At 56.6% G+C, this 23,274-nt stretch carries 17 protein-coding genes; 13 read left to right on the top strand and 4 right to left on the bottom strand.

The window, feature by feature from the left end:
* Window positions 1-105: 105 nt before the first annotated feature.
* Window positions 106-1,107, bottom strand: a complete 1,002-nt coding sequence (gene moaA / locus M2108_RS04750) for a GTP 3',8-cyclase MoaA (RefSeq protein WP_277468164.1) — start codon at window positions 1,105-1,107, stop codon at window positions 106-108.
* A 323-nt stretch (window positions 1,108-1,430) separates the two neighbouring features.
* Between moaA and M2108_RS04745 the strand changes: the two genes are divergently transcribed.
* Window positions 1,431-2,126 carry a TorD/DmsD family molecular chaperone gene (locus M2108_RS04745; protein WP_277468165.1) on the top strand — a complete coding sequence of 232 codons (696 nt, stop codon included), beginning with the start codon at window positions 1,431-1,433 and terminating at the stop codon, window positions 2,124-2,126.
* A 138-nt stretch (window positions 2,127-2,264) separates the two neighbouring features.
* Here M2108_RS04745 and M2108_RS04740 read toward each other — a convergent pair whose 3' ends face one another.
* Window positions 2,265-5,459 carry an efflux RND transporter permease subunit gene (locus M2108_RS04740; RefSeq protein ID WP_277468166.1) on the bottom strand — a complete coding sequence of 1,065 codons (3,195 nt, stop codon included), beginning with the start codon at window positions 5,457-5,459 and terminating at the stop codon, window positions 2,265-2,267.
* Window positions 5,460-5,462: 3 nt separating this feature from the next.
* The gene (locus M2108_RS04735) at window positions 5,463-6,395 is read right to left on the bottom strand and encodes a TetR/AcrR family transcriptional regulator (RefSeq protein WP_277468167.1); all 933 of its coding nucleotides are present in this window, start codon (window positions 6,393-6,395) and stop codon (window positions 5,463-5,465) included.
* Window positions 6,396-6,568: 173 nt separating this feature from the next.
* On the opposite strand from M2108_RS04735, the gene cls reads away from it, so the two are divergent.
* A complete protein-coding gene (cls, locus tag M2108_RS04730) occupies window positions 6,569-8,077 on the top strand; it encodes a cardiolipin synthase (protein WP_277468168.1) in 1,509 nt (502 codons plus the stop codon).
* A gap of 99 nt (window positions 8,078-8,176) precedes the next feature.
* Here the strand turns inward: cls and M2108_RS04725 are convergent, their stop codons facing one another.
* Window positions 8,177-9,703 (bottom strand): phospholipase D family protein, encoded by a 1,527-nt coding sequence (locus M2108_RS04725; RefSeq protein WP_277468169.1) that lies wholly within the window; start codon window positions 9,701-9,703, stop codon window positions 8,177-8,179.
* 273 nt (window positions 9,704-9,976) lie between these two features.
* On the opposite strand from M2108_RS04725, the gene M2108_RS04720 reads away from it, so the two are divergent.
* From M2108_RS04720 to ychF, 11 genes are all read left to right on the top strand, one after another.
* Window positions 9,977-10,894: a MerR family transcriptional regulator gene (locus M2108_RS04720; RefSeq protein ID WP_277468170.1), complete on the top strand. Its 918-nt coding sequence runs from the start codon at window positions 9,977-9,979 to the stop codon at window positions 10,892-10,894.
* A gap of 268 nt (window positions 10,895-11,162) precedes the next feature.
* The gene (locus M2108_RS04715; protein ID WP_277468171.1) at window positions 11,163-12,710 is read left to right on the top strand and encodes a phytoene desaturase family protein; all 1,548 of its coding nucleotides are present in this window, start codon (window positions 11,163-11,165) and stop codon (window positions 12,708-12,710) included.
* Window positions 12,707-14,218 carry a phytoene desaturase family protein gene (locus tag M2108_RS04710; RefSeq protein WP_277468172.1) on the top strand — a complete coding sequence of 504 codons (1,512 nt, stop codon included), beginning with the start codon at window positions 12,707-12,709 and terminating at the stop codon, window positions 14,216-14,218. The genes M2108_RS04715 and M2108_RS04710 overlap by 4 nt, the downstream gene beginning before the upstream one ends.
* A complete protein-coding gene (locus tag M2108_RS04705; RefSeq protein ID WP_277468173.1) occupies window positions 14,215-15,093 on the top strand; it encodes a phytoene/squalene synthase family protein in 879 nt (292 codons plus the stop codon). Before M2108_RS04710 ends, M2108_RS04705 begins: the two co-directional genes overlap by 4 nt.
* On the top strand, window positions 15,094-15,864 hold the full coding sequence (locus tag M2108_RS04700) for a carotenoid biosynthesis protein (RefSeq protein ID WP_277468174.1): 771 nt from the start codon (window positions 15,094-15,096) through the stop codon (window positions 15,862-15,864).
* Window positions 15,848-16,582, top strand: a complete 735-nt coding sequence (locus M2108_RS04695; RefSeq protein WP_277468175.1) for a lysophospholipid acyltransferase family protein — start codon at window positions 15,848-15,850, stop codon at window positions 16,580-16,582. Before M2108_RS04700 ends, M2108_RS04695 begins: the two co-directional genes overlap by 17 nt.
* Entirely contained in the window at window positions 16,579-17,757 is a 1,179-nt protein-coding gene (locus M2108_RS04690) for a glycosyltransferase family 2 protein (protein WP_277468176.1), read from the top strand. Before M2108_RS04695 ends, M2108_RS04690 begins: the two co-directional genes overlap by 4 nt.
* Window positions 17,733-19,229: a phytoene desaturase family protein gene (locus tag M2108_RS04685; protein WP_277468177.1), complete on the top strand. Its 1,497-nt coding sequence runs from the start codon at window positions 17,733-17,735 to the stop codon at window positions 19,227-19,229. The genes M2108_RS04690 and M2108_RS04685 overlap by 25 nt, the downstream gene beginning before the upstream one ends.
* 225 nt (window positions 19,230-19,454) lie before the next feature.
* Complete coding sequence (gene fni, locus M2108_RS04680) at window positions 19,455-20,489, top strand: type 2 isopentenyl-diphosphate Delta-isomerase (protein ID WP_277468323.1); 1,035 nt, start codon at window positions 19,455-19,457, stop codon at window positions 20,487-20,489.
* Between the two features lie 39 nt (window positions 20,490-20,528).
* Window positions 20,529-20,999, top strand: a complete 471-nt coding sequence (locus tag M2108_RS04675; RefSeq protein ID WP_277468178.1) for a GNAT family N-acetyltransferase — start codon at window positions 20,529-20,531, stop codon at window positions 20,997-20,999.
* A 946-nt stretch (window positions 21,000-21,945) separates the two neighbouring features.
* Complete coding sequence (gene ychF, locus M2108_RS04670) at window positions 21,946-23,046, top strand: redox-regulated ATPase YchF (protein ID WP_277468179.1); 1,101 nt, start codon at window positions 21,946-21,948, stop codon at window positions 23,044-23,046.
* Window positions 23,047-23,274: the final 228 nt, after the last annotated feature.

Genomic DNA, 23,274 nt, shown 5'->3' with positions numbered 1-23,274 from the left:
AACGGGGCGGTGACACGGAAGCTGGCCCTGACGGTTGGCGGGATTTTAAAATACGGGGGTGTTCCAAACAGCCGTTACAGGCTGGTGGAACACCCCCGTCTTATGTCAGCCGCCGATCTGCGACATGCGCCGCGTGGTCGGGGTATGGCTCTGGGCCTTTTTCTCCAGGGCCAGTGCCATTTCATGGTTATGCGGCTTGTTGCCAAGCGCCCGGCGGAACAAGTCCTGCACGGCCGCAGGGTCCTGCACGAGCGGGCGTACATTGTATTCGTCCGCCCAGTACAGGCAGGCCTTGATGTGGCCGTCGGCCGTCAGCCTCAGCCGGTTGCAGTTGTCGCAGAAATGCTCGCTGACCGGATGGATCAGCCCGAAGGTGCCCTGCGCACCGGTAACGCGCCGGTTCTGTGACGGGCCGTTGCCGGAGGGCATCCCGGCTTCCTCGGTGGTCCAGCCGGCCGCAGTGCATGCGTCGATGACCGTCTCCAGCGGCAGATAGGTCTGCCTCCAGGAATCACTGGCACTGCCGATCGGCATATATTCAATGAACCGCACATTAAGCGGGCTGTTCAAGGTGAGTGAGATGAAATCCTTGATTTCATCATCATTGATGCCCTTCATCAGCACGACGTTCAGCTTGATCGGGGAGAGACCGGCCGCATGGGCGGCTTCAATTCCCTTCAGCACCCTGGACACATCGCCGCCGCGCGTGATCATCGAGAAGCGGTCCTGCTTCAGTGAATCAAGGCTGATATTCACCCGCGACAGCCCGGCCTGCTTCAGCAGGGCGGCTTTGGCCGGGAGCATCAGGCCGTTGGTGGTGAGTGATATATCGTCAATCCCCGGTATGGCAGCAATCATCGAGACAAGCTGCTCCAGATCCTTGCGCACCAGCGGTTCTCCGCCGGTGAGCCGTACTTTGCGCAGCCCGAGCGGCGCGAGCGCCTTCACTACAGCGGTAATTTCTTCATAGCTCATAATCTCGTCCTGCGGCTGGAATTGCATTCCTTCCGCCGGCATACAATAAATGCAGCGCAGGTTGCAGCGGTCTGTAACCGAAATGCGGAGATAATCATGTAATCGTCCAAAAGGGTCCGTCAACGGTTCCATAAGCTCTTCCCTTCTTCGTGATGCATTTTATATTAAATTTTAAAGACTACTACAGTTTCCGTCAATAAAAGGACAACCTAAATGATAGGGGGACAATAGTATAGAGGCGCAGTCTAAATTTGACAGAAGTGCGACAATTTATCCCAATGGACATAGAATGCTCACCGAAAGCGCTTTACATGTTCGATATAATAAAGGTGCCTAGACAGAAGTCTTAACATTTGATCTTTTGCGAAAGACACAGCTATGATACCGGAAGCGCAGCAGCTGATCAGCTGCCCCAGAAGATGCGCCCGGTCAAACCAATAGGGAGGTTTTGCAAAATGACGATACCCACTGTTCCAGCGCTTGTTGTACCGGAGGTGTTTAGCCGCTGGCTCGAGAGCCGTGGTTTAATATATCAGATCTTGGTTGATTTTTACGGCAGAAAGCCGACCCTCTCGCTTGTCGCCCAGTGGAGAGCGAACCGGCAGATGAGTATTGCTGCAGAGCTGACGGAGGGCGGACAGGAGCTGAAACGTTATCTGTGCGGCCAGGACCCGTCGGAGCTTCCACAGATCTGCGAGAAGGAGAAGGCCGAGTATGTGCGACTGATGAACGAGCGCTCTGCCAGCCTGTTTTCTGCACGTGAGGCTATTCAGCTCGGCCGGGAGCAGGAATTCTGCAATGAGCTGTCCGAGCTGTATGCTTCAGCGGGAATCGTATTTAAGAAGTGCAGCGGCGAAGCGGATGACCATATCTCGATTGAACTGGAATTCATGGCCGTTATGCATGAACGGATGCTCTTCAACAGCTTCTCTGTGCGCAGCGCAATGGAGCTTCTGGATATCCAGGTGCGCTTCCTGGAGGAGCATCTGCTGAAGTGGACACCGCAGTTCTGCAGCCGGCTGAATGCAGCAACGTCCAGCCCGCTGTATCTGGGCCTCAGCCATATGCTGGAGGAATTTCTGCCGCAGGATCTGCAGATGCTGGGGGCCTGGAGGGCTTCGCTGGAGAGCAGCGCCTCAACAATGGCTTAGAATGGCGGGAACGTTATCCTAGCTATAGCTGAATATACTTAATGCTGAAAAGGCGCCTTTCCGGTTAAGGAAGGCGCCTTTTGGGCTTTGTTTTATAAGGAGAACCGCAGTGAACCAGCAGTTCTTCAAGTCAATAATTTACTCCTCAATCCGCTTCTTGCGGAATTTCATCAGGAACTCATAGACTACCGGCACGACAACGAGTGTCAGCAGGGTAGAGCTGACCAGACCGCCGATAACGGTCACGCCGAGGCCCTTGGAGATAATGCCGGCGCTGTTCTCGAGGCCGGTGACCAGCGGAAGCAGGGCACCGATGGTGGCGAGCGCAGTCATCAGAATCGGGCGGAGACGGGTGCCGCCGGCTTCAAGCAGGGCCTGCCGCGTGGTCATTCCTTCATTTTCTTTGTGGATGACACGGTCAATCAGTACGATTGCGTTGGTAACGACGATCCCGATCAGCATCAGCGCGCCCATGAGCGCAGAGACGTTCAGCGTCTCCCCGGCCAGCAGCAGGGCGACGAGGGCACCAATGACGGTGAACGGCAGGGAGAACAGGATCGCGAACGGTGCCAGACCGCCGCCGAAGGTGACGACGAGCACAAAGTATACAATGGCAACGGCCGCTGCCATGGCGATTCCAAGCTGGCCGAAGGTTTCATTGATCTGCTCGGTTACACCGCCAAAGGAGACGGTGACTCCATCAGGGAGATCAAGCGCTTCAATTTGTTCCTTCACACTGTTGGAGGCACTGTTTACGTCAGTAGCAATAATGTCTGCAGTGACTTCTACGCTCATTTTACCGTCGATCCGGGTGATCGAGTCCGGCGAAGTGCCTTTTTCGATGGTTGCGACCTGGCTGACCGGCACTGTAAATCCAAGCGGCGAGGTAAGCTGGGCGTCTTCCATCTCCTGAATGCTGCTGTAAGTGGTTGTATCAGCTTCAATGTAGACGTTGTAGTTCTTGCCGTCCACAGCCACTTCAGTCAGCACTGGACGGGTATTAACCGGGCTCAGCTTCATAGCGAGCTGTCCGGCAGTCAGACCGAGCGAGCTGAGCTTGGCCTGATCGGCAACGATCGTGTATTGCTCATACGATTCGGAGAGGCTGGTATCCCCGTCCTTGAAGTTTTTGGTGTCGGCATTCACAATGCCGGCTATCTCGTCGGCCACCGGCTTCAATTGCTCCAGCGTGTCGCCAAAGATATTTACAGTCAGCGTATTGCCGCCGAGACCGCCGCCGGCCATACCGGACATGTCACCCCACGCGCCATCCGGTACTTCAGCCGTCAGATTTTCAATCAGCTCTTCTTTTACCGTTTCAAAGTCTGGAGTATCACTGTCATAGGTAATATAGAAAAGGCCGGAGTTATTAGAGCCCATTCCCATGAACCCGCTGCCCCCGATAGAGTACTGCAGGTTGGTCACATGCTCCTGGGCGAGAATGAATTTCTCTGCCTTCAGACCCTGCTCCTGCACGTCCTCAGCCGTTTGCCCGGCTTTCGGCGAGAAGGTCATGATTACGCTCTTGTCCTCCTGGGACGGCATGAAGCTGACCCCGATCGGCTTGATCAGGAACAAGCTGCCTGCAAGCAGCAGAACTGCGGCTCCAAAGGTAATCAGTTTATGAGAGAGGCACCAGTCCAGAATTTTCTGATAGCCGGCAGCCATTCTGCCCGGTTTTTCCTCGTGTACTTTTTTGCCTTGCTTGAGGCCGCCCCGGAATAACGAATGAGCCAGTGCAGGCACCAGGGTGATGGCCACAATCAGCGAGGCAATCAGCGAGAAGACCATGGTCAGGGCAAACGGCAGGAACAGCTCGCCCACCATTCCGCTGACAAAAGCAAGCGGCAGGAATACGGCGATCGTAACAATCGTCGAAGACATGATCGGTACGAACATCTCGCGCGTAGCTGCGCTGATCAGCTCTCTGCCGCGTAGCTTCTCGCCGGAAAGCGACATGCGGCGGTAAATATTCTCGATAACGACAATCGAGTCATCGACTACCCGGCCTATGGCTACGGTCATCGCGCCCAGCGTCATCATGTTCAAGGTAATGTCCATCTGGCGCAGACACAGCACAGCGATGAGCAGCGACAGCGGAATGGAGATAATGGAAATGATGGTGGAGCGGATATTCCGCAGGAACAGCAGGATGATCAGGACCGCGAAAAGGGCACCAAACACAGCTTTGGACAGCATCGTATGCACAGAATCCTCAATCGGCTTACCCTGATCAAGCAGTACAGTCAGGTCAAGCGACCCGTACTGCTGTTTAAGCTCCTCGGTCTTGTCCTTGACGCTGTTTACAACCTCTACAGTGTTGGCATCATTGGCTTTCACGATCTGAATCCCGATCGATTCCTTGCCGTTCGTTCGGGAGATCGACTCCGATTTGCCGGTAACCTCAATTGAGGCAAGCTCTCCAAGCTTCACTGTCGGCAGCCCGGCGGCAGCTGCGGCACCTGCATTAGCCACGCCCGCACCAGCAGCACCCGCGGCACCAGCACCGGCACCGGTACCTGCGGCGCCCGTCACGCCGGCACCGCCCGCCCCTGCGCCCGCACCGGCTGAACCGGAGGCTGCGGAAGGCACAAGCGGCACCGCCAGATTTTCAAGATCCTCGACCGTGCTGATGTTGCCGTCTACGACAACCGCCTTTTGCGATTCGTCCATTTCAAACAGGCCGAGCGGTACACGCAGGGACGATGCCTGGACGATGCCCTTTATTGTGTCTTCGGTCAGACCGTATTGTTTGAGCTTCGCCTGGTCGAACTTGAGGGAGACTTCCTTCACATACTGTCCGGCGATCGACACGGAGGCGACGCCTTCGATATCTTCCAGGGCAGGCCGGATGTCGTTCTCGGCAATACGGGTCAGCTCCTCAAGATCCGCCGGGCCGTTGCCCGCCAGGCTGAGCGAGATCACCGGCAGCGAGCTTAGGCTGAACCGGGAAATCTGCGGCTTCCGGGCATCAGCCGGCAGGGTCACTTCATTCAGCGCCTCGCGTACAGCCGCGGTGGCATTATCCAGATTCGTTCCGTAATCGAACTCAATCTGGATACTGGAGGCATTCTCCAGCGATGAGGACGTAATGGTCTTAACGCCGTCCACATTGCGGAGCTTCTGCTCCAGCGGCTTGCTCACATCATTGACGACAGCTTCAGGTGCAGCGCCGGGATAAATCGTAGTTACGCTAAGGTAAGGAATGCTGATATTCGGCAGTGTCTCCTGCTTCATCGTCAGACCGCTATACAGTCCGGCGAATACGATAATAATCGTCAGGAGCCAAACCGCAAATTTGTTTTTGAGTGAAAATTGGATCAGGCTTTTCATAAATTACGTTTCTGCTCCTCTCTCTAAAAAAGCGCATGAATTTGGAATGTAAGGCGAAACTAGCTTTTGCAGTGCTTCAAGCTCCCCGTGCACAGCAGGATAAGCCTGGAGGTTGGCGATCATTCCCCGGATAATCGCTTTGCGGGGCTCCGGCATCAGGAATTCGCTCTCCAGAATGGACAGAGACTCCAGACCATCGTCTGCATCCGGTTGACCGGCAGGCGGAGCGCTGCTGAGCGTGTTCCGCATCTCTTTGATGAGCTGCAGCGGACTGCGGCGCCGGCTGTCCTCATGGCCGCTCAGCCAGCTCTCCAGCACGGTAGCGGCAATCAGCGGCTCCTGCCGGCTGGTAAGCAGGCCTTGCGCAACGATGTCGAGCAGATCGACCAGATGATCCGCCATGCGCGAGATCGCCACGTGCGATTCCTGGCCAAAGATCAGCCGGATGAAGGCATGGAGCATGCCGTCCGCGAACAGGAACAGATCTCCTGTGTACGGGAGAATCTGAGGCCCGTAGAGTGTGTTCAGCCTGTTCTGGAACCACAGTACAAGCGGCGCACTTGCCTTGCGGATCCATTCCGGTACTTCATCGCCGCCTTTCCCGGCCAGCTCCTGAAATTGCCGCTGCCAAAACTCGCGCAGCTCGTATACATGGGTAAGCAGAATCTCCACCTGGTTGCGCAGCTTTTCCCGCGGGCTGCTGCGGCTCTGCAGTTCTTCCCGCTGAAGAGGATCATGAATCATCCGGAAGCAGTGCATGTAAATGCTGCGCTCCAGCTCCTCCTTGGATTTGAATACCAGATAAAGGCTGCCCTTGGAAATCCCGCACAGCTCGGCAATTTCCTGCATGGAGGTAGAGGACGAGCCCTTTACCGCGAACAGCTGCATGGCGGTCTTGATGATCAATTCCTGTCGGTTTGCATTCTTATCAGCCACAAGCTGTTAAAGCCCCTTTCTGACTTGGTGGTTCTACAAATGACTGAATGGTCAGAAAGATTATAGTATAGATTCCGGGACAATTCAAACCAGTAGGAAGAAAGCGATTCTTCAGGTAATATATAGATGGGAAATTCAAGTGTTGAAAGGTCGAAGAAGAGAGTAGGTTGTCTATGAGAAGGGGATTGCAGGCTCTGGTCATTATTGCAGCTTTGCTGGCATTTTATTATTTCGGATTTGGTATTTTCGGCAGTACGGCGGGTACGATTATCAGTATTTTCTCCACGCTGACGGTAATCTCCATCGGGCTCGGTATTTTTATGGAGAACCGTAACCCCTCTACAACGATGGCCTGGATTCTGCTGCTGGCGCTTATTCCGGTGCTTGGACTGGTCTTTTATTTTCTGTTTGGGCAGAACGTATTTAAACGGCGCAAGTATGACAAAAAAGCGCAGCGTGACCTGATGGCCTACGAGCGGATCGAGAACGATGGCCTGCATACATACCAGGACTGGTCGATATTTGATTCCAACCGCCAGAAGCTGCTGGGGCTGTCACAGCGGCTGGCCCGGACGCCGGTCTCGTTCAGCTCGGAGACCCGGATTCTGACCAACGGGGAGGAAACGTTCGGCACGCTGCTCCTGGAGCTGCGGCAGGCGCAGCATCATATCCATATGGAGTACTACATCTTTAGGGCGGACCACATCGGGACGCGGATTCAGCAGATTCTGATCGAGAAGGCCCGTGCGGGTGTTGCCGTCAGATTTATGTATGATGCCGTGGGAAGCATGCAGCTCTCCAAGGCTTTTCTGAAGGAAATGACCGATGCGGGGGTAAGGGTGGCGGCTTACGGCAATTCCACTTCCTTTTTCTCCAGCAGGGTTAATTATCGCAATCACCGCAAAATCGTCGTAATCGACGGGGATGTTGGCTTCATGGGCGGGTTAAATGTCGGGGACGAATACCTGAGCCGGAGCAAAACGTACGGCTTCTGGCGGGATACGCATATGCTGCTGCGGGGCGAAGCGGTGCGGACGATGCAGATTATCTTCCTGCAGGACTGGATGCACACTACCGGCGAGTCGATCCTGGAGCAGGATTATCTCTCGCCCCAGCTGCGGTTTACCAATGGGGACGGGGCTGTGCAGATTATTGCCAGCGGGCCGGATAACGAGCGGCGGGCGCTGAAGAATATCTTTTTCTCCATGATTACCTCTGCGGAAAAATCGGTATGGATCGCCAGCCCCTACTTTATCCCGGATGAGGACATTCTGACTGCGCTGCGGGTAGCCGCCATGTCCGGGCTGGATGTGCGCCTGCTGTTCCCCGCCAAGCCGGACAAATGGCTGCCGTTCCTGGCTTCGCATTCCTATTTTCCGGCGCTGCTGGAGTCCGGTGTGAAGATTTATGAATACGAGAAGGGCTTTATCCACTCCAAGCTGCTCATCATCGACGGGGAGGTTGCCACGATCGGTACAGCCAATATGGATATGCGCAGCTTCCACCTGAATTTTGAGGTGAATGCGCTGCTGCTGCAGACGGAGAGCGTGGCCCGCATTGTGGCTGATTTCGAGCGTGATCTATTGTCCACACGCCAGATTGTGCATGAGGCTTTTATGAACAAACGGCTGCTTGAGCGGCTGCTGGAGTCGGCAGCCCGGCTCATGTCGCCGCTGCTGTAAGCAGAGGGCAGCTGCCGCAACATAGACAAGCACAGGCAGATACAATAACCGCCGGAAGAAGCGAGTCAGGCTTCCCGGCGGTTATTCGTCTGCCTATGCTTAAAAAGTGGTGAAGCCCAGCCTGGTCTGCACCCGGTACAGGAGGTATTTCAGCCAGGTCACTCCGCTCTGGTACTCCTCGAGCGGGAGGCTGTATTCGGCACCCTCGTTATTCCACAGCCGGCTGAAGTAGCCGGTCATCTCCGCATAGAGCGGCTGATCCTGCGGTACGGACACCCACAGGTTATTTTCCAGATTATAGTCATCCAGATTGCGGGTTGTGAAGTTCGTTGAGCCGCCCAGCACAATAGATTTGCCGGAGGCCTTGGCGATGAACATCAGCTTGGTATGATACTGCTCCTTGCCGGTGTTATACCAGCGGATGGCGATCTTTCCGCCGGAACGCTCGTTCAGATTCATGGCTACAGGGCGGTTGGGGATGCCGATTTTGTCGCGGCCGAAGGCGTTCTGGTTCGGATCCAGCAGCAGCCGCACCTCTGCACCGCGCTCTGCTGCCCCCAGCAGCTCGCGGATAACGGCATCATCGGCCAGGTAGAACATGCCCATCCAGATGGTATCGCCTTCTCCGGCACTCCGGATGCCCTCCAGTGTATATTTATAGACTTTGCCTTCGGTCAGATAGCGGATATCCAGCGGCCCGTCTGCGGTCTGCGGAAACTCCGGCGTCCCGGTCAGAAGCGGGCCTGCACCGGAGAGGTCAGCCGCCGCCTGTTCGGTGCGCAGAATGTCGGCGATAACCGGACCTTGCACCTCCAGCGCAATGTTGGAATGGTAGGCGCTCGGGTCATGCACATTGCCTGAAGAAATAAGGGCTGTGTTCTCGCTGACTACCGCCTTGCGGTGATTGGCTTTTACATTCAGCAGCTTCAAATAGGAGCGTGCGGTAATATCGGGCCCGCCGCTGGCCATCAGATTGGGAATCCAGCCGTTGCCGGACTGCCCGAACCACTGGATGAAGGTGCGCCATACTGCGGAGTAGGCAGGCGTGGAATCGCGGAGCTTGTCAGTATCGGTGATGACCACCTTAATGCCGGCGGCCTTCATCTCCTCCAGCAGATGATTGGGGGCGGAGCCGTAGTTGGTATTAACCTCATCGGTGATAAAAACAATGTCCATAGCCGGATAAGCGGATTTATGAGCAATAAGCTTATCAGTAAGCGCCCGGCTGACCGCCGGGAACTGCTGATCTTTATGGGTATAGTCATTGAACAGGAACAGGTCGATAACAAGAAACTGTCTGGACTCCTCGATAATCTGCAGAATCCTTGGCAGAATCTGCTCTTCCCGCCCTCCGTCCGCACTGCCGTCCGGATAAGTCAGATCATGCCAGAAATGAACGTCATGAGCCTTATACACCGGGCTTTCATAGGAAATCCCAGGCGGCAGCGGCTTATGCGTCTGGTAGAGCATGACACCGGCCAGCCAGAACAGAAGCAGCAGGGCAGCGGATAAAAGGATTTTCCGGCGCGGCCGCCCCGGTCTGGAGGGGGCGGAGGACGGGCCGCTAATGGAGTTGCTGGATTGATAAAGCTGTTCCGTTGTACCGGGTTGTCTGCTTGAATTCATAAAAGGATCCTCCTGAGTATGCTCCGGGTATTGTAACTACCTATTACCTCACCGGAAGGACAAGTGAAGCAGCTGTATACAAAAAGCCTGAACGCCTGAACGTACATTTTTTGCTGAAGCATGACAGGTTATTCCCGGGCATCACAGATCCGCAGGTTAACTGCATCTGATGACATAACACAGGTACAAATGTATAATGAATGTAAATGATTTGTATAAGGTTTAAATATCTAAATACTATGAACGGGTTACGGAAAGAGAGTGGGATGCAACGTGTACTCGATTAAACAGGTCGTCGAAATGCTGGATATACCGTCTGTCACATTGAGAGCCTGGGAAAACAGGTATCAGGCGGTGACTCCTGAGCGGACGGAATCCGGCTACAGGCTGTATACCCAGGAGAATATTGAAGACTTGCGCTGGCTGAAGGAGCAGACAGAGAAGCAGGGAATCAGTATTTCACACGCGGTGCGGCTGCTGAAGGACCGTAAAGAAAATCCGGTTGCCGAAGGGCCGGCAGGGGGCGGCGGGACACCGCGGGAAGCCTTTGAGAAGATGAAGCAGCAGATTTATTCGGCGCTGTATGAATTCCAGGGCGAGCGGGCGAATGCGCTGATTGACTTCGGCTTTTCCATGTACGGCTATGAGTCAATGTTCCATCAGGTGCTCGTCCCGATTTTGATCAGAGTGGGCGATGCCTGGGAGGAAGGCACGGCGACGGTGGCGCAGGAGCACTACATGACCCATATGGTCTCTAACCGCTTCTACCAGTTTTTCCACCTGTTCCCGGTGTATGCCCACTTGCCGAAAGTGCTGGCCTTCTGTCCGGAAGGGGAGCATCATCAGGTCGGCTTACTGCTATTCTCGCTATTTTTGCGTAAAAACGGGGTTGAGGTCGTATATCTGGGTGCCAATACCCCGGAGGCCGGTGTGGTGGCCATGCTGGAAACGCAGAACCGGATCGGGGCGGTCTGTCTGTCGGTTACTGACAAGGAGCTGTTGCCTTATTGTAAAGAACTGATCCCGCGCCTGCAGACCATACGGCCGGGAATGCGGTTTATTCTGGGAGGCAAAGCCTATGAAGCGGCAGGGGAGCCTGTCCCGGAAGCTGCTGAGGTTATAGGGGGGCCTGCGGAACGCTGGCAGGATTGGTTTGATTATTCATTTACGGGAGCAAGAAATCAGCGCTGAGACGACTTTGAATAAACCTTTCTGAATCACCTGCGGGTGGGCGGAAGGGTTTTTTTGTGCGGTTTTATGAGTCAAACAGAACAATTCAGGGGCTGCAGCTTAAATTATCCTGCTTTTTTAGGCAACGGTTAGGGGGAGCTGTTTACAGGGGGAAATAAAGTATGTATGATATTTGTATCACTGATGTATAGTTTTTGTATAATGTTTGTCTGAACGTATTCATGCGATTGATGAAAATAGAATCCAAGTGGAGTAGGGAGTGGGATTGATGACTGGAAAAAGCGCCGCAAAGGTTGCGGTGGTCGGTGCCGGACCGGGAGGGCTGGCTGCCGCCATGCTTCTGGCCGCAAAGGGCTACGAGGTAGAGGTCTTTGAGAAGCAGGATACGGTCGGCGGAAGATCGGGCGAGCTGCGGCTGGGGGAATACCGTTTTGACCGCGGGGCTACCTTTCTGATGATGCCGCATCTGCTGGAGGAGCTGTTTACTCTGGCGGGACGCTCCCTGCATAGCTATGTTTCCATGAAGGAGCTGAACCCGCTGTATTCCCTGCATTTCGGGGACACCGTGTTCCGGCCGTCTACCGATCAGGAGCAGACCGAAGCTGAGATTGAGCGGCTGTTTCCGGGGAACGGGGCCGGCTACCGCCGGTTTATGGCTGACGAGGACGATAAGTTTACAAGGGTCATGCCGCTGCTCCAGCGCCCTTTTCAGTCACCTGCAGATTACATAAAAAGAGATGTGCTGCACGCGCTGCCGAGGCTTCATGCCACCGATACAGTGTACAACCGGCTGTCGAAGTATTTTGACGATGAACGGCTGCGGTACGCCTTCACCTTTCAGGCCAAATACCTCGGGATGTCACCTTGGGAATGTCCGGGAACGTTTACGATTCTGTCTTACCTGGAGCACCGTTACGGCCTGTATCATCCTGAAGGCGGGATTAACAAGGTGCTGGAGGCTATGGCGGATGTGATCAGGGAGCACGGAGGACAGATCCGCACTTCAAGTGCAGTGAACCGGATCTTAGTTAATAACCATCATGCCTCCGGCCTGCTGCTGGAGGACGGGGAAAAGGTGCACGCCGATTACGTTGTGCTCGGAGCTGACTTCGGGACCGCAGTGACCCGGCTGTTCGAGCCGGGTCTGCTCAAAAAATATACGCCGGTCAAAATGGCGCGCAAGCGCTATTCCTGCTCCACCGCAATGCTGTACCTCGGTGTGGACGGCGCCGTTGACCTCGGCCATCATTCTGTTCATTTCTCGGGCGATTACCGCCGCAATGTTGACGAGATTACACGGCAGGGTGTCCTGTCGGCTGACCCGTCCATTTATATACACAATCCTTCGGTCATTGATGCTACCCTGGCTCCGGCCGGCAAATCTTCCCTGTATGTGCTGATGCCCGTTCCCAATCTGCAGGCCGGTATTGACTGGCAGCAGGAGGGGCCGGCTGTGAGGGCGCAGATGATGGAGCGGCTGGAGCAGATCCCGCAGCTTGCCGGCCTGTCTTCCCGGGTGGAGGAGAGCAAATTCTTCTCGCCGCTGGACTGGCGGGACACTCTGGATGTATATAACGGCGCGACCTTCAATCTGGCCCATAACCTTGGGCAGATGATGTATCTGCGTCCGCACAATACCTTCCAGGAGGTGTCCGGCATCTGGCTGGTCGGCGGCGGAACGCATCCGGGCAGCGGGCTGCCGACGATCTTTGAGTCGGCCAAGATCAGCGCGCGCCTGCTTGAGGAGCATGACCGCGCCGCCCGCAGCCGGTCCGTTGCCGTTGCAGGCGCAGCGGGAAGCGGGGTGCCGCTGTGAGCCGCGTGGCTATCGTCGGCGGCGGCATCGGCGGGCTGACCGCGGCGCTGCTGCTGAGCCGCCAGGGGCAGCAGGTGGTCATTTATGAGCGCGCCGGCCGGGTAGGCGGGCGGGTCGCCTTTGAAGAGGAGGGGCCGTACCGGGTTGACCAGGGGCCGACCATTGTGCTGCTGCCGGAGATGCTGAACGGCATTCTCGAGGAAGGCGGGCTTCCGCCCGACAGCCTTGAGCTGCTGCGCTGCGATCCGCTCTGCCGGATTCACTTCCGGAGCGGGCGTGTGCTGACCAAGGTGGCGGGCCTGGCGGAGCAGGCAGCGGAGATTGACCGCGAATTCCCCGGAGAAGGCAGCGGCTTCCTCCGGTTTATGGGCGATATGGCCCGGCTGTTCCCCCAGGGCAAGGCCTCCTTCCTGGAGCAGCCGTTCAACCGGCGGCGTGAGTTCTTCAGCCCGGCGAACCTGGTGCTGATGAGCCGTCTGCGTGCTTACCGCAGCCTGCGTTCGGCGGTAAGCAGCTATTTCCGCAGCGAGGAGCTGCGGGACGCCTTTTCCCTGCAGAGCTTGTACATCGGCGGTGCCCCGTTCCGCACCCCGGGCATATACACGATGCTGCCGTATGCGGAGAGCGCCTTCGGTATCTGGATGCTGAAGGGCGGCTACGGGCAGCTTCCGCAGATCCTCTCCCGCGAGCTTCTCAGCCGCGGGGTTGAGATTCATACCGGTACAGAGGTTGAGGGCCTGACCGTTGAAGACGGGCGGTGTACCGGCCTCACAGCCGGCGGTGTAAAACATTCGTATGATGCTGTGCTCTACAACGGCGAATTCCCGCAGCTGGAGGCGCTTCTGCCGGCGCAGCTGTTCAGCGGAAATGCTGCTGCCGATTCGGCTGTGCAGCGCAGTTCAGGTGCAAGAGGCCGGATCAAGCGCGGCCGGTACCAGCCCTCCTCGGGCTGTGTGCTGATCTATGCCGGGACGGACCGGCGCTGGCCGGAGTCCGAGACCCATCAGTTTTTTCTACCGGACAGCCTGAACGACAATCTCCGGGAATTATTTGACCAAGGCAGAATTTCACAGCTGCCGTCTTATTATGTATTTAACCCCGCGGCGATTGACGATACTGCGGCGCCGCCGGGACAAAGCGTGCTCTATTTCCTGATTCCCGTTCCGGCTGATCCGGATATGGACTGGGAGGCCATTGCAGGTCCTCTGGCGGAGCGTGTCCTGGAGGATGCAGAGCAGAGAGGTTTTCCGGGCCTGAAGGCCAGTCTCCGGTGGAAGAAGATTCGTACCCCTGCGGATGCGCACAAGGATGGCCTGTATGGCGGTGGCAGCTTCGGCATTGCTCCGGTGCTCAGCCAGCTCGGGGTATTCCGTCCGCAGCCCCGGCCTTATCCGATAAAAGGCCTCTATGCCGCAGGCGCTTCCGTTCATCCGGGCGGGGGCGTGCCGATTGTCATGCAGGGAGCAAGGATGGCTGTCCATGAACTTATGAAGGAGATGAAACAATGATAAATGAGAGTATTATGCGTGAGTGTGAGGAACTGATGAAGAAGGGCTCGACCTCCTTTCATAAGGCGTTTGCCGGGCTGCCGAGCCCGCGCCGGGAAGCGGTGCATGTCATCTATGCCTTCTGCAGGATTATTGACGACAGTGTGGATGAGCCGGACAAGTCACCGTACACGATCCATGAGCTGCGCTGGCATTTTGCACGTCTTGAGGAAGCGGAGGGCCACTTCATCTGGCCGGCGCTGCGCTGGCTGTTCGCCAGCTTCCCGAAGCTTACGCATGAACCGTTCCTGCTGCAGATGCAGGGTCAGCTCGGAGATCTGACGTTCACCCATTATGAGACCATGGAAGAGCTGGAAAGCTACTGCTACCTGGTAGCGGGTACCGTCGGCGAGATGCTGCTCCCGGTTCTGCGCGAGGATTCGGATGAGGATGTGCAGACGGCCGGCATTTCACTGGGTATCGGCATGCAGCTGGTCAATATCATCCGCGATGTGGGCGAGGACCTGCGGAGGGGACGGCGCTATGTGCCGCTTGCGCTTATGCGGAAGCACGGGTACAGCCAGGAGGAGCTGGAGTCGGGGGTAGTCAATCAGCGCTTTATCAATGTCATTGAAGAGCTCCGCCGGGAGGCACTGGGCTGGTTCGAGAAGGGCCTTGCCCACGTGGAGACTTATCCGCCCGAGAGCGGTCTGGCTGTGGAGCTGGCGGCGGCATTTTACGCGGCAATTCTCGATTCGGTGGCTGAGGCCGGATATGATGTATTCCGCAACAGGGCTTATGTCAGCGATGAGGCCAAGCTGCGGATGCTGGGCCGCACAGCAGCGCGATATGCCCCAAGACTGGGCAGCAGACCCGGTAAAGCAGCGGTATTATAGATGGTCAGGACTGTTTTCTGGGTCTGGTACGTTATTGGGGCACTGCTGCTGATTTTTTTCAGTGTTCCGCAATCACTGCAGTTTTCAAATGGCCTGTTTCTGGTTTTTTATGCTGTTTATGCCGCTGAACTGATCGTTAAGGGATTTGAGCGACCCCTTGTGGCCGACCAGTCAGTCATTTTTTCGCAGCAGCTCCGCCCGCTCCGTCTCCTCGTCTCAGCTGCGCTTATCTGGACCGGCGGGATGGCTGTGGAATGGTTCGGCGTTCATACCGGGCATCTGTTCGGCAGCTACGGATATTCCGATATTCTTGGTCCGCTGCTCTACGGTGTGCCTGTAACGCTGGGCTTTGCCTGGATTGCAGTTGTCTGTAATGCTGTCCTGCTATGCCGGGATTTCGGCCAGTCCGGCTGGCGGCTTATGCTGCTGCGGGCGGTGCAGGTCGGCTTCTGGACTGTTTTGCTGGATCTGGTCCTTGATCCTGTAGCCCATGCGCGGGGCTTCTGGACCTGGGGGGACGGAGGCGGCTTCTACGGAGTGCCCGTGAGCAACTTCATCGGCTGGCTGATTGCCGGATCGCTGCTGTCGCTCTTCATTCCGGCTGTCCGCTTATCCGGCAGGGCGGTCCGGCACGGCACCCGGCTCTATCAGGCTGTAATCATCATGTTCGGTCTCGTCGGCCTGCGTGAAGGCCTTCCCCTATGCATGATTATTGCCGGTATCGGAACAGTCCTGGCAGAAGGGAGCCTGCGCTATGCTCGAAGCGGCTAAGTCCCGAAGCTTTGATGCGCTGTTCAGCAGCTATAATACCTTCTATTTGCTGCGCAGGCATTTCCGCTTCATCGGAATATCAGGTGACCTGCAGCCGGGTTCAGCGGGGAACAGACCGGTGCTGTACATTATGAACCACAGCTCCTGGTGGGACGGTCTGCTGGCCTATCACGCGGCAAGAATGCTGACCCGCCGCAAGCAGTATTTCATGATGGAAGAAGGGCAGCTGCGCAAATTCCAGTTTTTCCGCCGTTTGGGTGCTTATTCTATCAACCGGGATGAACCGGCAGATGTCCGTGCCTCGCTGCGTTATACAGCCAGGCTGCTTGGTGAAGGCGGCAGCGTGTGGATGTATCCCGAGGGGGAGCTTCTGCCGCTGGAGCGCCGTCCGCTGCAGCTCAAGGAAGGGGCAGCTGTCGTGCTCCGCCTTTGTCCGGATGCGGCTGTTGTACCCGTGACCCTGTATCATGGACTGTTCTTCCATCCTAAGCCGGAAGCGACACTCCTGGCAGGTGAACCGCTGATGCAGCGGTGGAAGGAGATGGACAGGAGCAGCATTTCAGCGCTGCTGGCCTCCTGTCTGGAGGAACAGCTGGACAGTCACCGCCAGCTGATTTTTGATCATAAGGGACATATGCCGGCCTGCTTCACACCGCTGATCAAGACCGGAGGCTCGGTTCATGAACGATATGATGCCTGGCGGAGGGGAAGCCGATGATTGCCGTACTGCAAGGAATAGCCGTTATGATTCTGCTGCAGCTGGCATTTGCCTTGTGGAATGCTTCGCGGCTCCCGGTGCTCGGTGCACAGCACCGGGAGCCGCCAGAACCGGCGGAAGTACAACACAGATTGGAACCGACAGAGTCCGCAGCCTCATCATTCCCCGCCTTATCCGTGCTGATTCCGGCGCGTGATGAGGCAGCGAATATCGCGGGCTGTTTGGATTCCGTGCTTGCCTGCGGCACGGATGGGCGCCGAATCGAGATCATCGTGCTGGATGACCGTTCGACGGACGGCACAGCAGAGCTTGCCGCAGCTGCGGGGGGCGCACGGACGCAGGTGCTTGCAGGAGCCGGGCTGCCGGAAGGCTGGGCAGGCAAATGCCATGCCTGCGCCCAGCTGGCAGAGGCAGCGGGCGGAGAGTGGCTGCTGTTCCTTGATGCTGACATCCGCCTGCAGCCGCAGGCGCTTGCAGCAGCATTAGCCTCAGCAGAGGCACAGGGCAGAGGCCTGATTACCGGCTTCCCGCGGCAGCAGACCGGCTCCTGGCTGGAACGCCTGGTTGTCCCGCTAATGGTGTTCACCATAGTCTGCCACCTGCCGGTTCTGCTTGTCCGCCGCACAAGGGACCCGCGGTTTGTAGCCGCCCACGGCGGATTCATGCTGATCCACCGGGACAGCTATCAGCGCTGCGGCGGGCATAGCGGCATCCGGGACCAGCTGGTGGATGATATGGCGCTGGCCAGAGCGGTCAAGCTTGCCGGTGAACCGGTAACCCTGGCAGACATTACAGGGTATACAGAAATGCGGATGTATCACAATGCCCGTGAGGTCTGGAAGGGCTACCGCAAAAATATTTACGCCGGCCTCGGGCGTAAACCGGCGCTGCTGCTGGGTGTACTGCTGTTCTATACGCTTCTGTACGTATTTCCGGTTATCGCTGCGTTTTGGGCTGTCATTACCGGAGACACGGGCACCCTCCTCTGGGCGGCAGCCGCCATAGCCGGAGGAGCTGCAGTAAAACGGACAGCCGACAGGGCCGGCAGGCAGCCCTTCTGGTTCTGCCTGCTGCTGCCGGCAAGCATTGTAAGCCTGATTGCCATTGGAGCCGCATCCTGGCGCGGCAGTGTGTCCGGCCAGGGCTATGAATGGAAAGGGAGGCGGTACCGTTGAACAAGCAGGCGGTTATTATCGGCGCCGGCTTCGGCAGCCTGTCCTGTGCAGTCACACTGGCGGCAAAGGGCTGGAAGGTGACTGTGCTGGAGCGGCAGGATCAGCCCGGCGGCAAGCTGCAGCGGGTTACGGAGCAAGGATACACCTTTGACAGGGGACCCAGCACCATCACCATGCCGCATGTCTTCCGCTCGCTGTATGAGCTGGCCGGCGCGCAGATGGAGGATTATGTCGGGCTATATGAGCTGGAGCCGCGGACACGGAATGTTTTTGCAGATGGACATACGGTTGATTTATCCAGGGATACAGCGTATATGCGTGAACAGATTGCCGCCTACTCTCCTAATGACGCCGGGCGCTACGATGAGTTTATGGCTGAAGCTGAACTATTGTACCGGCTGAGCGAGAAGCAGTTTCTGAACCGCCTTCTGCTCTCCTGGAAAGATAAACTGTCTCCGGCATTGGTGCGGGACCTGCTGCGCGTCCGGCCGTTTCTAACCCTGCAGTCGCTGCTGGAGCGATATTTCAGGCATCCGAATACGCTTGCTATGCTGGGACGTTACGCCACCTATGTCGGATCCTCCCCCTACCAGTCTCCGGCAATCTTTGCGATGCTCGGTCATGTGGAGGCTAAACTTGGCGTATACGGTGTTAAAGGCGGTACATATAAGCTCGTGGAAGGACTGGTGGCGCTGGCCCGGGGGCTCGGCGTGGAGATCGTTACCGGAACTGAGGTTACAGGCATCGCCGTGGCCGGGGGGAAAGCCGAAGGGGTGGAGACCTCACGGGGCTTTTACCCGGCACGGACTGTCATTGCCGGGGGCGACGTGCTCAGCGCTAGCCGCATGCTGCTGCCGGAAGCTTCCCGCCGGACGATGAGCGAGCGAACGATCGAACGCTATGAGCCTTCGTTGTCGGGTCTGGTGACCCTTGCCGGTGTGAGGCGGAAATATGAGCAGTTGCTGCATCACACGGTATTTTTTCCGGAGCAATATGAGCCGGAGTTCACAGACATTTTTGACAAAAGACGCCCTCCGCAAAATCCGGCAGTGTACGTATGCTACTCCGGTTACTCTGAGCCCGGGATGGCCCCGGTTGACGGCAGCAATCTGTTTATTCTGGCTAACGCCCCGTATCTGAACAGCGGCTGCGACTGGGCCAGAGAGACGGAGATATACGGGCGGCGGATCACGGATATGCTCAAGGGCTCCGGAATCGCGGGACTGGAGCAGGCGGAGGTGCTTCAGCGGTATACTCCGCAAAATCTCGCAGCAGATACCCTTGCCCACCGGGGAGCCATTTACGGCATTTCCTCGAATTCCGTCCGCCAGACCTTCTTCCGCCCGGCTAACCGCTCCCGGGAGGTTCAGGGACTGTGGTATGTGGGCGGAACAACTCATCCCGGCGGAGGGACACCGGTTGTATCCCTGTCAGGGCGGCTTGTAGGCGAGCATATCGCAGGTGAAGGCTAGGCGCGGCCTGTCTTCCTGTCATTTGCAGGGCAGCGATGCTATAATGAAGCGTGCTCTTGGCTAAGAGATGCCGGCCGGTCCGGCATTTTACGGTTTTAGATTTGCAGATCAGAAGCAAAGGGAGGGAACAGCATGGAACAATTGCCGCCAGAGACAACCCAATCCTTGACGGCTGAAGCGGGCGGGAACAGGCTGGCGCCTGGGAGTACGGGGAAGAAGTCCCTTATGCCTTCCTCCACAACAGGGGAGCGCAAGCTTGAGCATGTGCGTCTCTGTCTGAATGAGGATGTAGGGGGCAGCGGAATTACGACCGGGCTGGAAGAATACAGGTTCCTGCACAATGCGCTGCCTGAGCTGAATTTCGACGACATTTCCCTGCGTACGGTTTTCCTGGGGCGTGAGCTGCAGACACCGCTGCTGATCAGCTCCATGACCGGCGGCAGCAAGGCGACCGGCGAAATTAACGGCAGGCTGGCTGAAGTGGCCGGACGCCGGGGCTGGGCGCTTGGTGTGGGCTCGGTGCGGGCGGCGGTGGAGCGTGCGGAGCTGGCCGAGACCTTCCGGGTGCGTGAGCGGGCTCCGGGAATTCCGGTCATCGCCAATATAGGTGCCGTGCAGCTGTCCTACGGCTTCGGCGTGGAGGAGTGCCGGCGGGCTGTAGAGATCGCCGGGGCGGACTGGCTTGTGCTGCATCTTAACGGGCTGCAGGAGGTATTTCAGCCGGAGGGCAACACTGGCTTCTCCTCCCTGCTTGGCGCGATCGAGAAGGTCTGCCGGGCGCTGCCGGTGCCGGTCGGCATCAAAGAGGTCGGCTGGGGCATAGACGGCGAAACGGCGCTCAGGCTGTATAATGCCGGAGCGGCCTTCATCGACGTGGCGGGTGCAGGCGGCACCTCCTGGAGCCAGGTGGAGAAATTCCGCAGCACCGACCCTGTGCGGCGGGCGGCGGCGGAAGCCTTCGCCGACTGGGGCATTCCGACGGCCGAATGCATCCGCGGGGTGCGGGCGGCGGCTCCGCAAGGTGCGCTGATCGGCAGCGGGGGCCTGAAGCATGGCGTCGACGCCGCCAAGGCGCTTGCGCTGGGGGCCGACCTGGCCGGCTTCGGCCGCAGCCTGCTCGGTCCTGCGGTGGAATCCGAGGAGGCGCTCGACCGGGCGCTGGCCCAGGTGGAGCTGGAGCTGCGGATTGCCATGTTCGGCATCGGCGCAGCCGACCTGTCTGCGCTGCGGGGAACCTGCCGCCTGCTCAAGCGGCAATAATGACTGAGGTAAAAAGGGTAAAAAGGAAGTGCTTAACAAATGATCAAGCTGGTCCGGATGGACGAACCGACCTTTCAATTTTTTCTGAAGCAGTCGACCCGCGATTATGCGGAGGACAAAGTAAGAATCGGAGCCTGGGAGCAGGACACGGCGATGCAGCTGTCCCGGGACGAGATGAACCGTTATCTGCCGCAGGGACTTTATACTGAAGGCGCCTTTTTATATTCTATTGTGGAGGACACCGGCAACACACAGGCCGGTTATATCTGGTTCAACGTGGCCCAAGGCCGGCAGGGTAAGGAAGCCTTTATTTATGATTTCTATATCTTCGAGCCTTATCAGCAGAAGGGATATGGAAGCATGGCGCTAACGCTGCTGGATGAGGAGGCGCGCTCCATGGGTGTTACACGGATCGGCCTGCATGTTTTCGGTGACAATGACCGCGCCTTTAAGCTGTATCAGAAGATGGGCTACGGAATTACTGATATTACGATGTCCAAAAAGCTGTAGCTGAGCCGGAAGTTGGGCTTGCACCATGCAGCCATGTAGAAGAAGTAAGCCTGATTAAACTGCGGCATAGAATAAGGCATAAACCGGGGATCGGCAACAAAGCCGGTAGCAAGCCGGGTGACAGCCCAGGAACATGGCGATTATTCTTCCGGCGGAAAGACTCCATAGGGGTCTTTTTTGTTATCTCAGCAAATGGATAAGCTTCCGAAAGGTTGCGGTAGAAAAAAGTAACAGTTCTAATGGACCAAACGCCGCGTACCGGAGGATCGGAAAAGCACCCAAATGAGTTACATAGATGAGCTGCCGATTGGATTATCCGGTTGAGTTACTAGATAAGCTGCATGATTGGATTGCCCCATTGAGTTACTGTACCTGCTTGGCTGTGGCTGCACTGCATGGTGCATTGGATGGTGCATTGGGAGGTGCAGCGGATGGTGCAGCGGATAGCCGGATGCGCTAACGGACTGTACCGCTCTTATTTTTAAGCCGAAGCACTGTCTGGTCCGCTTAACGGACCGTATTGCTCTTATTTACTCACAAACCGCCTAAAACAAGTCAAAATGCTGTAAATAAGAGCGCTGGAGTCCGTTAGCGTGCTTCAGGACGGATGTTGGCAGGGATAAGCGCAGCTGAGTCCGTTAGAATTACAAGCAGGGTTATGGGCAGGCTATGTGCAGGCTATGTGCAGGCTACGAGCAGGTGGAATCATGTACTTATGCCTGATTTCCACATTAAAGTGCAGCTTCGACAGGAAAAATCGCACCTTATTATGTACACATACCATAGAAGCGGCCTGGCAGACTGCGTCAGGACCCGCCTTTTTTCTGACACACCCCCCGGACATCCGCTGTTGCTGGCGGTTTTGTTCTAATATATAATGGTTTAGATCACAAGTCGGTAATTATGCGGTGGATCAATACAACCGAAAATAGGAGTTGTCATATAAATGGCTTTGAAAGCTGGTATCGTCGGATTGCCAAACGTTGGTAAATCCACATTGTTTAACGCAATTACACAAGCGGGTGCCGAATCCGCCAACTATCCTTTTTGCACCATCGACCCGAATGTGGGTGTCGTGGAAGTGCCGGACGAGCGTCTCGATAAGCTGACTGAGCTGGTGCAGCCGAACAAGACGGTTCCGACTGCCTTTGAATTTGTTGATATTGCCGGTCTCGTGCGCGGCGCGAGTAAAGGCGAAGGCCTGGGTAACAAGTTCCTCGCCCACATCCGTGAAGTGGATGCGATCGTTCATGTTGTGCGCTGCTTTGTGGACGAGAATGTAACGCATGTAGACGGTAAAGTAAATCCGATCAGCGACATCCAGACGATTAACCTTGAGCTGATTCTGGCTGACCTTGAAAGCGTGGAGAAGCGCATTGAGCGTTCCCGCAAAAACATCAAGGGCGGCGACAAGAAATATGCCCAGGAGGTTGAAGTGCTTGAGCGTGTAAAAGAGGCCCTGTACGAAGACAAGCCTGCGCGCAGCATAGAGCTGTCTGATGACGAGCGCCTGATCGTGCGTGACCTGCACCTTCTGACCCTGAAGCCGGTGCTGTATGCGGCTAATGTGGGCGAGGATGAAGTGGCAACTGCTGAAGAGAATCCGTATGTTAAGCAGGTGCGCGAGTTCGCAGCTGCCGAGAATGCGGAAGTGGTGCCGATCAGCGCCAAGGTTGAGGCAGAGATCGCTGAGCTCGAAGGTGAAGATAAAGAGATGTTCCTGGAAGAGCTGGGACTGCAGGAATCCGGTCTGAACCGCCTGATCAAAGCGGCTTACAAGCTGCTTGGCCTGTACACTTACTTCACTGCAGGCGTCCAGGAAGTGCGTGCCTGGACAATCCGTAAGGGAACCAAGGCGCCGGGCGCTGCCGGTGTTATCCACTCCGACTTCGAACGCGGCTTTATCCGTGCCGAGGTTGTAGCCTACGCTGATCTTGTGGCTGCAGGCTCCATGAACGGTGCCAAGGAACGCGGACAGCTCCGTCTGGAAGGCAAGGAATATCTGGTTCAGGACGGCGATGTCATGCATTTCCGTTTCAACGTATAAGACGAAGCGCAATAATGCATCAAGCTAGAGAGGCCATTCTGTGGCGGGTACCCGCTGCTGGATGGCTTCTTTTTGCAGGACGGGCGGAATAATATTACAAAAGCTTCTGCATACTAAAGATTGGCCTGGATTTTTAATTTGCAAAGTTAGGCCTGCTATGTACGCTCGCCTGTAGCCAACTGGCAGGAACGATGCTATAATATAAAGTCGTATATCTATTTATACTGT

The sequence above is a fragment of the Paenibacillus sp. PastM-3 genome (assembly GCF_029893965.1).
GTDB lineage: Bacteria > Bacillota > Bacilli > Paenibacillales > Paenibacillaceae > Paenibacillus_AQ.
Note: the sequence above shows the minus strand (reverse complement) of the source record. Positions and strands in the feature narration are given on the sequence as shown.

Excerpts from the sequence above, each read along its gene's own strand:
- moaA (WP_277468164.1), bottom strand. The coding sequence starts at position 1,107 with ATGGAACCGTTGACGGACCCTTTTGGACGATTACATGATTATCTCCGC.
- M2108_RS04745 (WP_277468165.1), top strand. The coding sequence starts at position 1,431 with ATGACGATACCCACTGTTCCAGCGCTTGTTGTACCGGAGGTGTTTAGC.
- M2108_RS04740 (WP_277468166.1), bottom strand. The coding sequence starts at position 5,459 with ATGAAAAGCCTGATCCAATTTTCACTCAAAAACAAATTTGCGGTTTGG.
- cls (WP_277468168.1), top strand. The coding sequence starts at position 6,569 with ATGAGAAGGGGATTGCAGGCTCTGGTCATTATTGCAGCTTTGCTGGCA.
- M2108_RS04725 (WP_277468169.1), bottom strand. The coding sequence starts at position 9,703 with ATGAATTCAAGCAGACAACCCGGTACAACGGAACAGCTTTATCAATCC.
- M2108_RS04715 (WP_277468171.1), top strand. The coding sequence starts at position 11,163 with ATGACTGGAAAAAGCGCCGCAAAGGTTGCGGTGGTCGGTGCCGGACCG.
- M2108_RS04705 (WP_277468173.1), top strand. The coding sequence starts at position 14,215 with ATGATAAATGAGAGTATTATGCGTGAGTGTGAGGAACTGATGAAGAAG.
- M2108_RS04700 (WP_277468174.1), top strand. The coding sequence starts at position 15,094 with ATGGTCAGGACTGTTTTCTGGGTCTGGTACGTTATTGGGGCACTGCTG.
- M2108_RS04695 (WP_277468175.1), top strand. The coding sequence starts at position 15,848 with ATGCTCGAAGCGGCTAAGTCCCGAAGCTTTGATGCGCTGTTCAGCAGC.
- M2108_RS04690 (WP_277468176.1), top strand. The coding sequence starts at position 16,579 with ATGATTGCCGTACTGCAAGGAATAGCCGTTATGATTCTGCTGCAGCTG.
- M2108_RS04685 (WP_277468177.1), top strand. The coding sequence starts at position 17,733 with ATGGAAAGGGAGGCGGTACCGTTGAACAAGCAGGCGGTTATTATCGGC.
- fni (WP_277468323.1), top strand. The coding sequence starts at position 19,455 with ATGCCTTCCTCCACAACAGGGGAGCGCAAGCTTGAGCATGTGCGTCTC.
- M2108_RS04675 (WP_277468178.1), top strand. The coding sequence starts at position 20,529 with ATGATCAAGCTGGTCCGGATGGACGAACCGACCTTTCAATTTTTTCTG.
- ychF (WP_277468179.1), top strand. The coding sequence starts at position 21,946 with ATGGCTTTGAAAGCTGGTATCGTCGGATTGCCAAACGTTGGTAAATCC.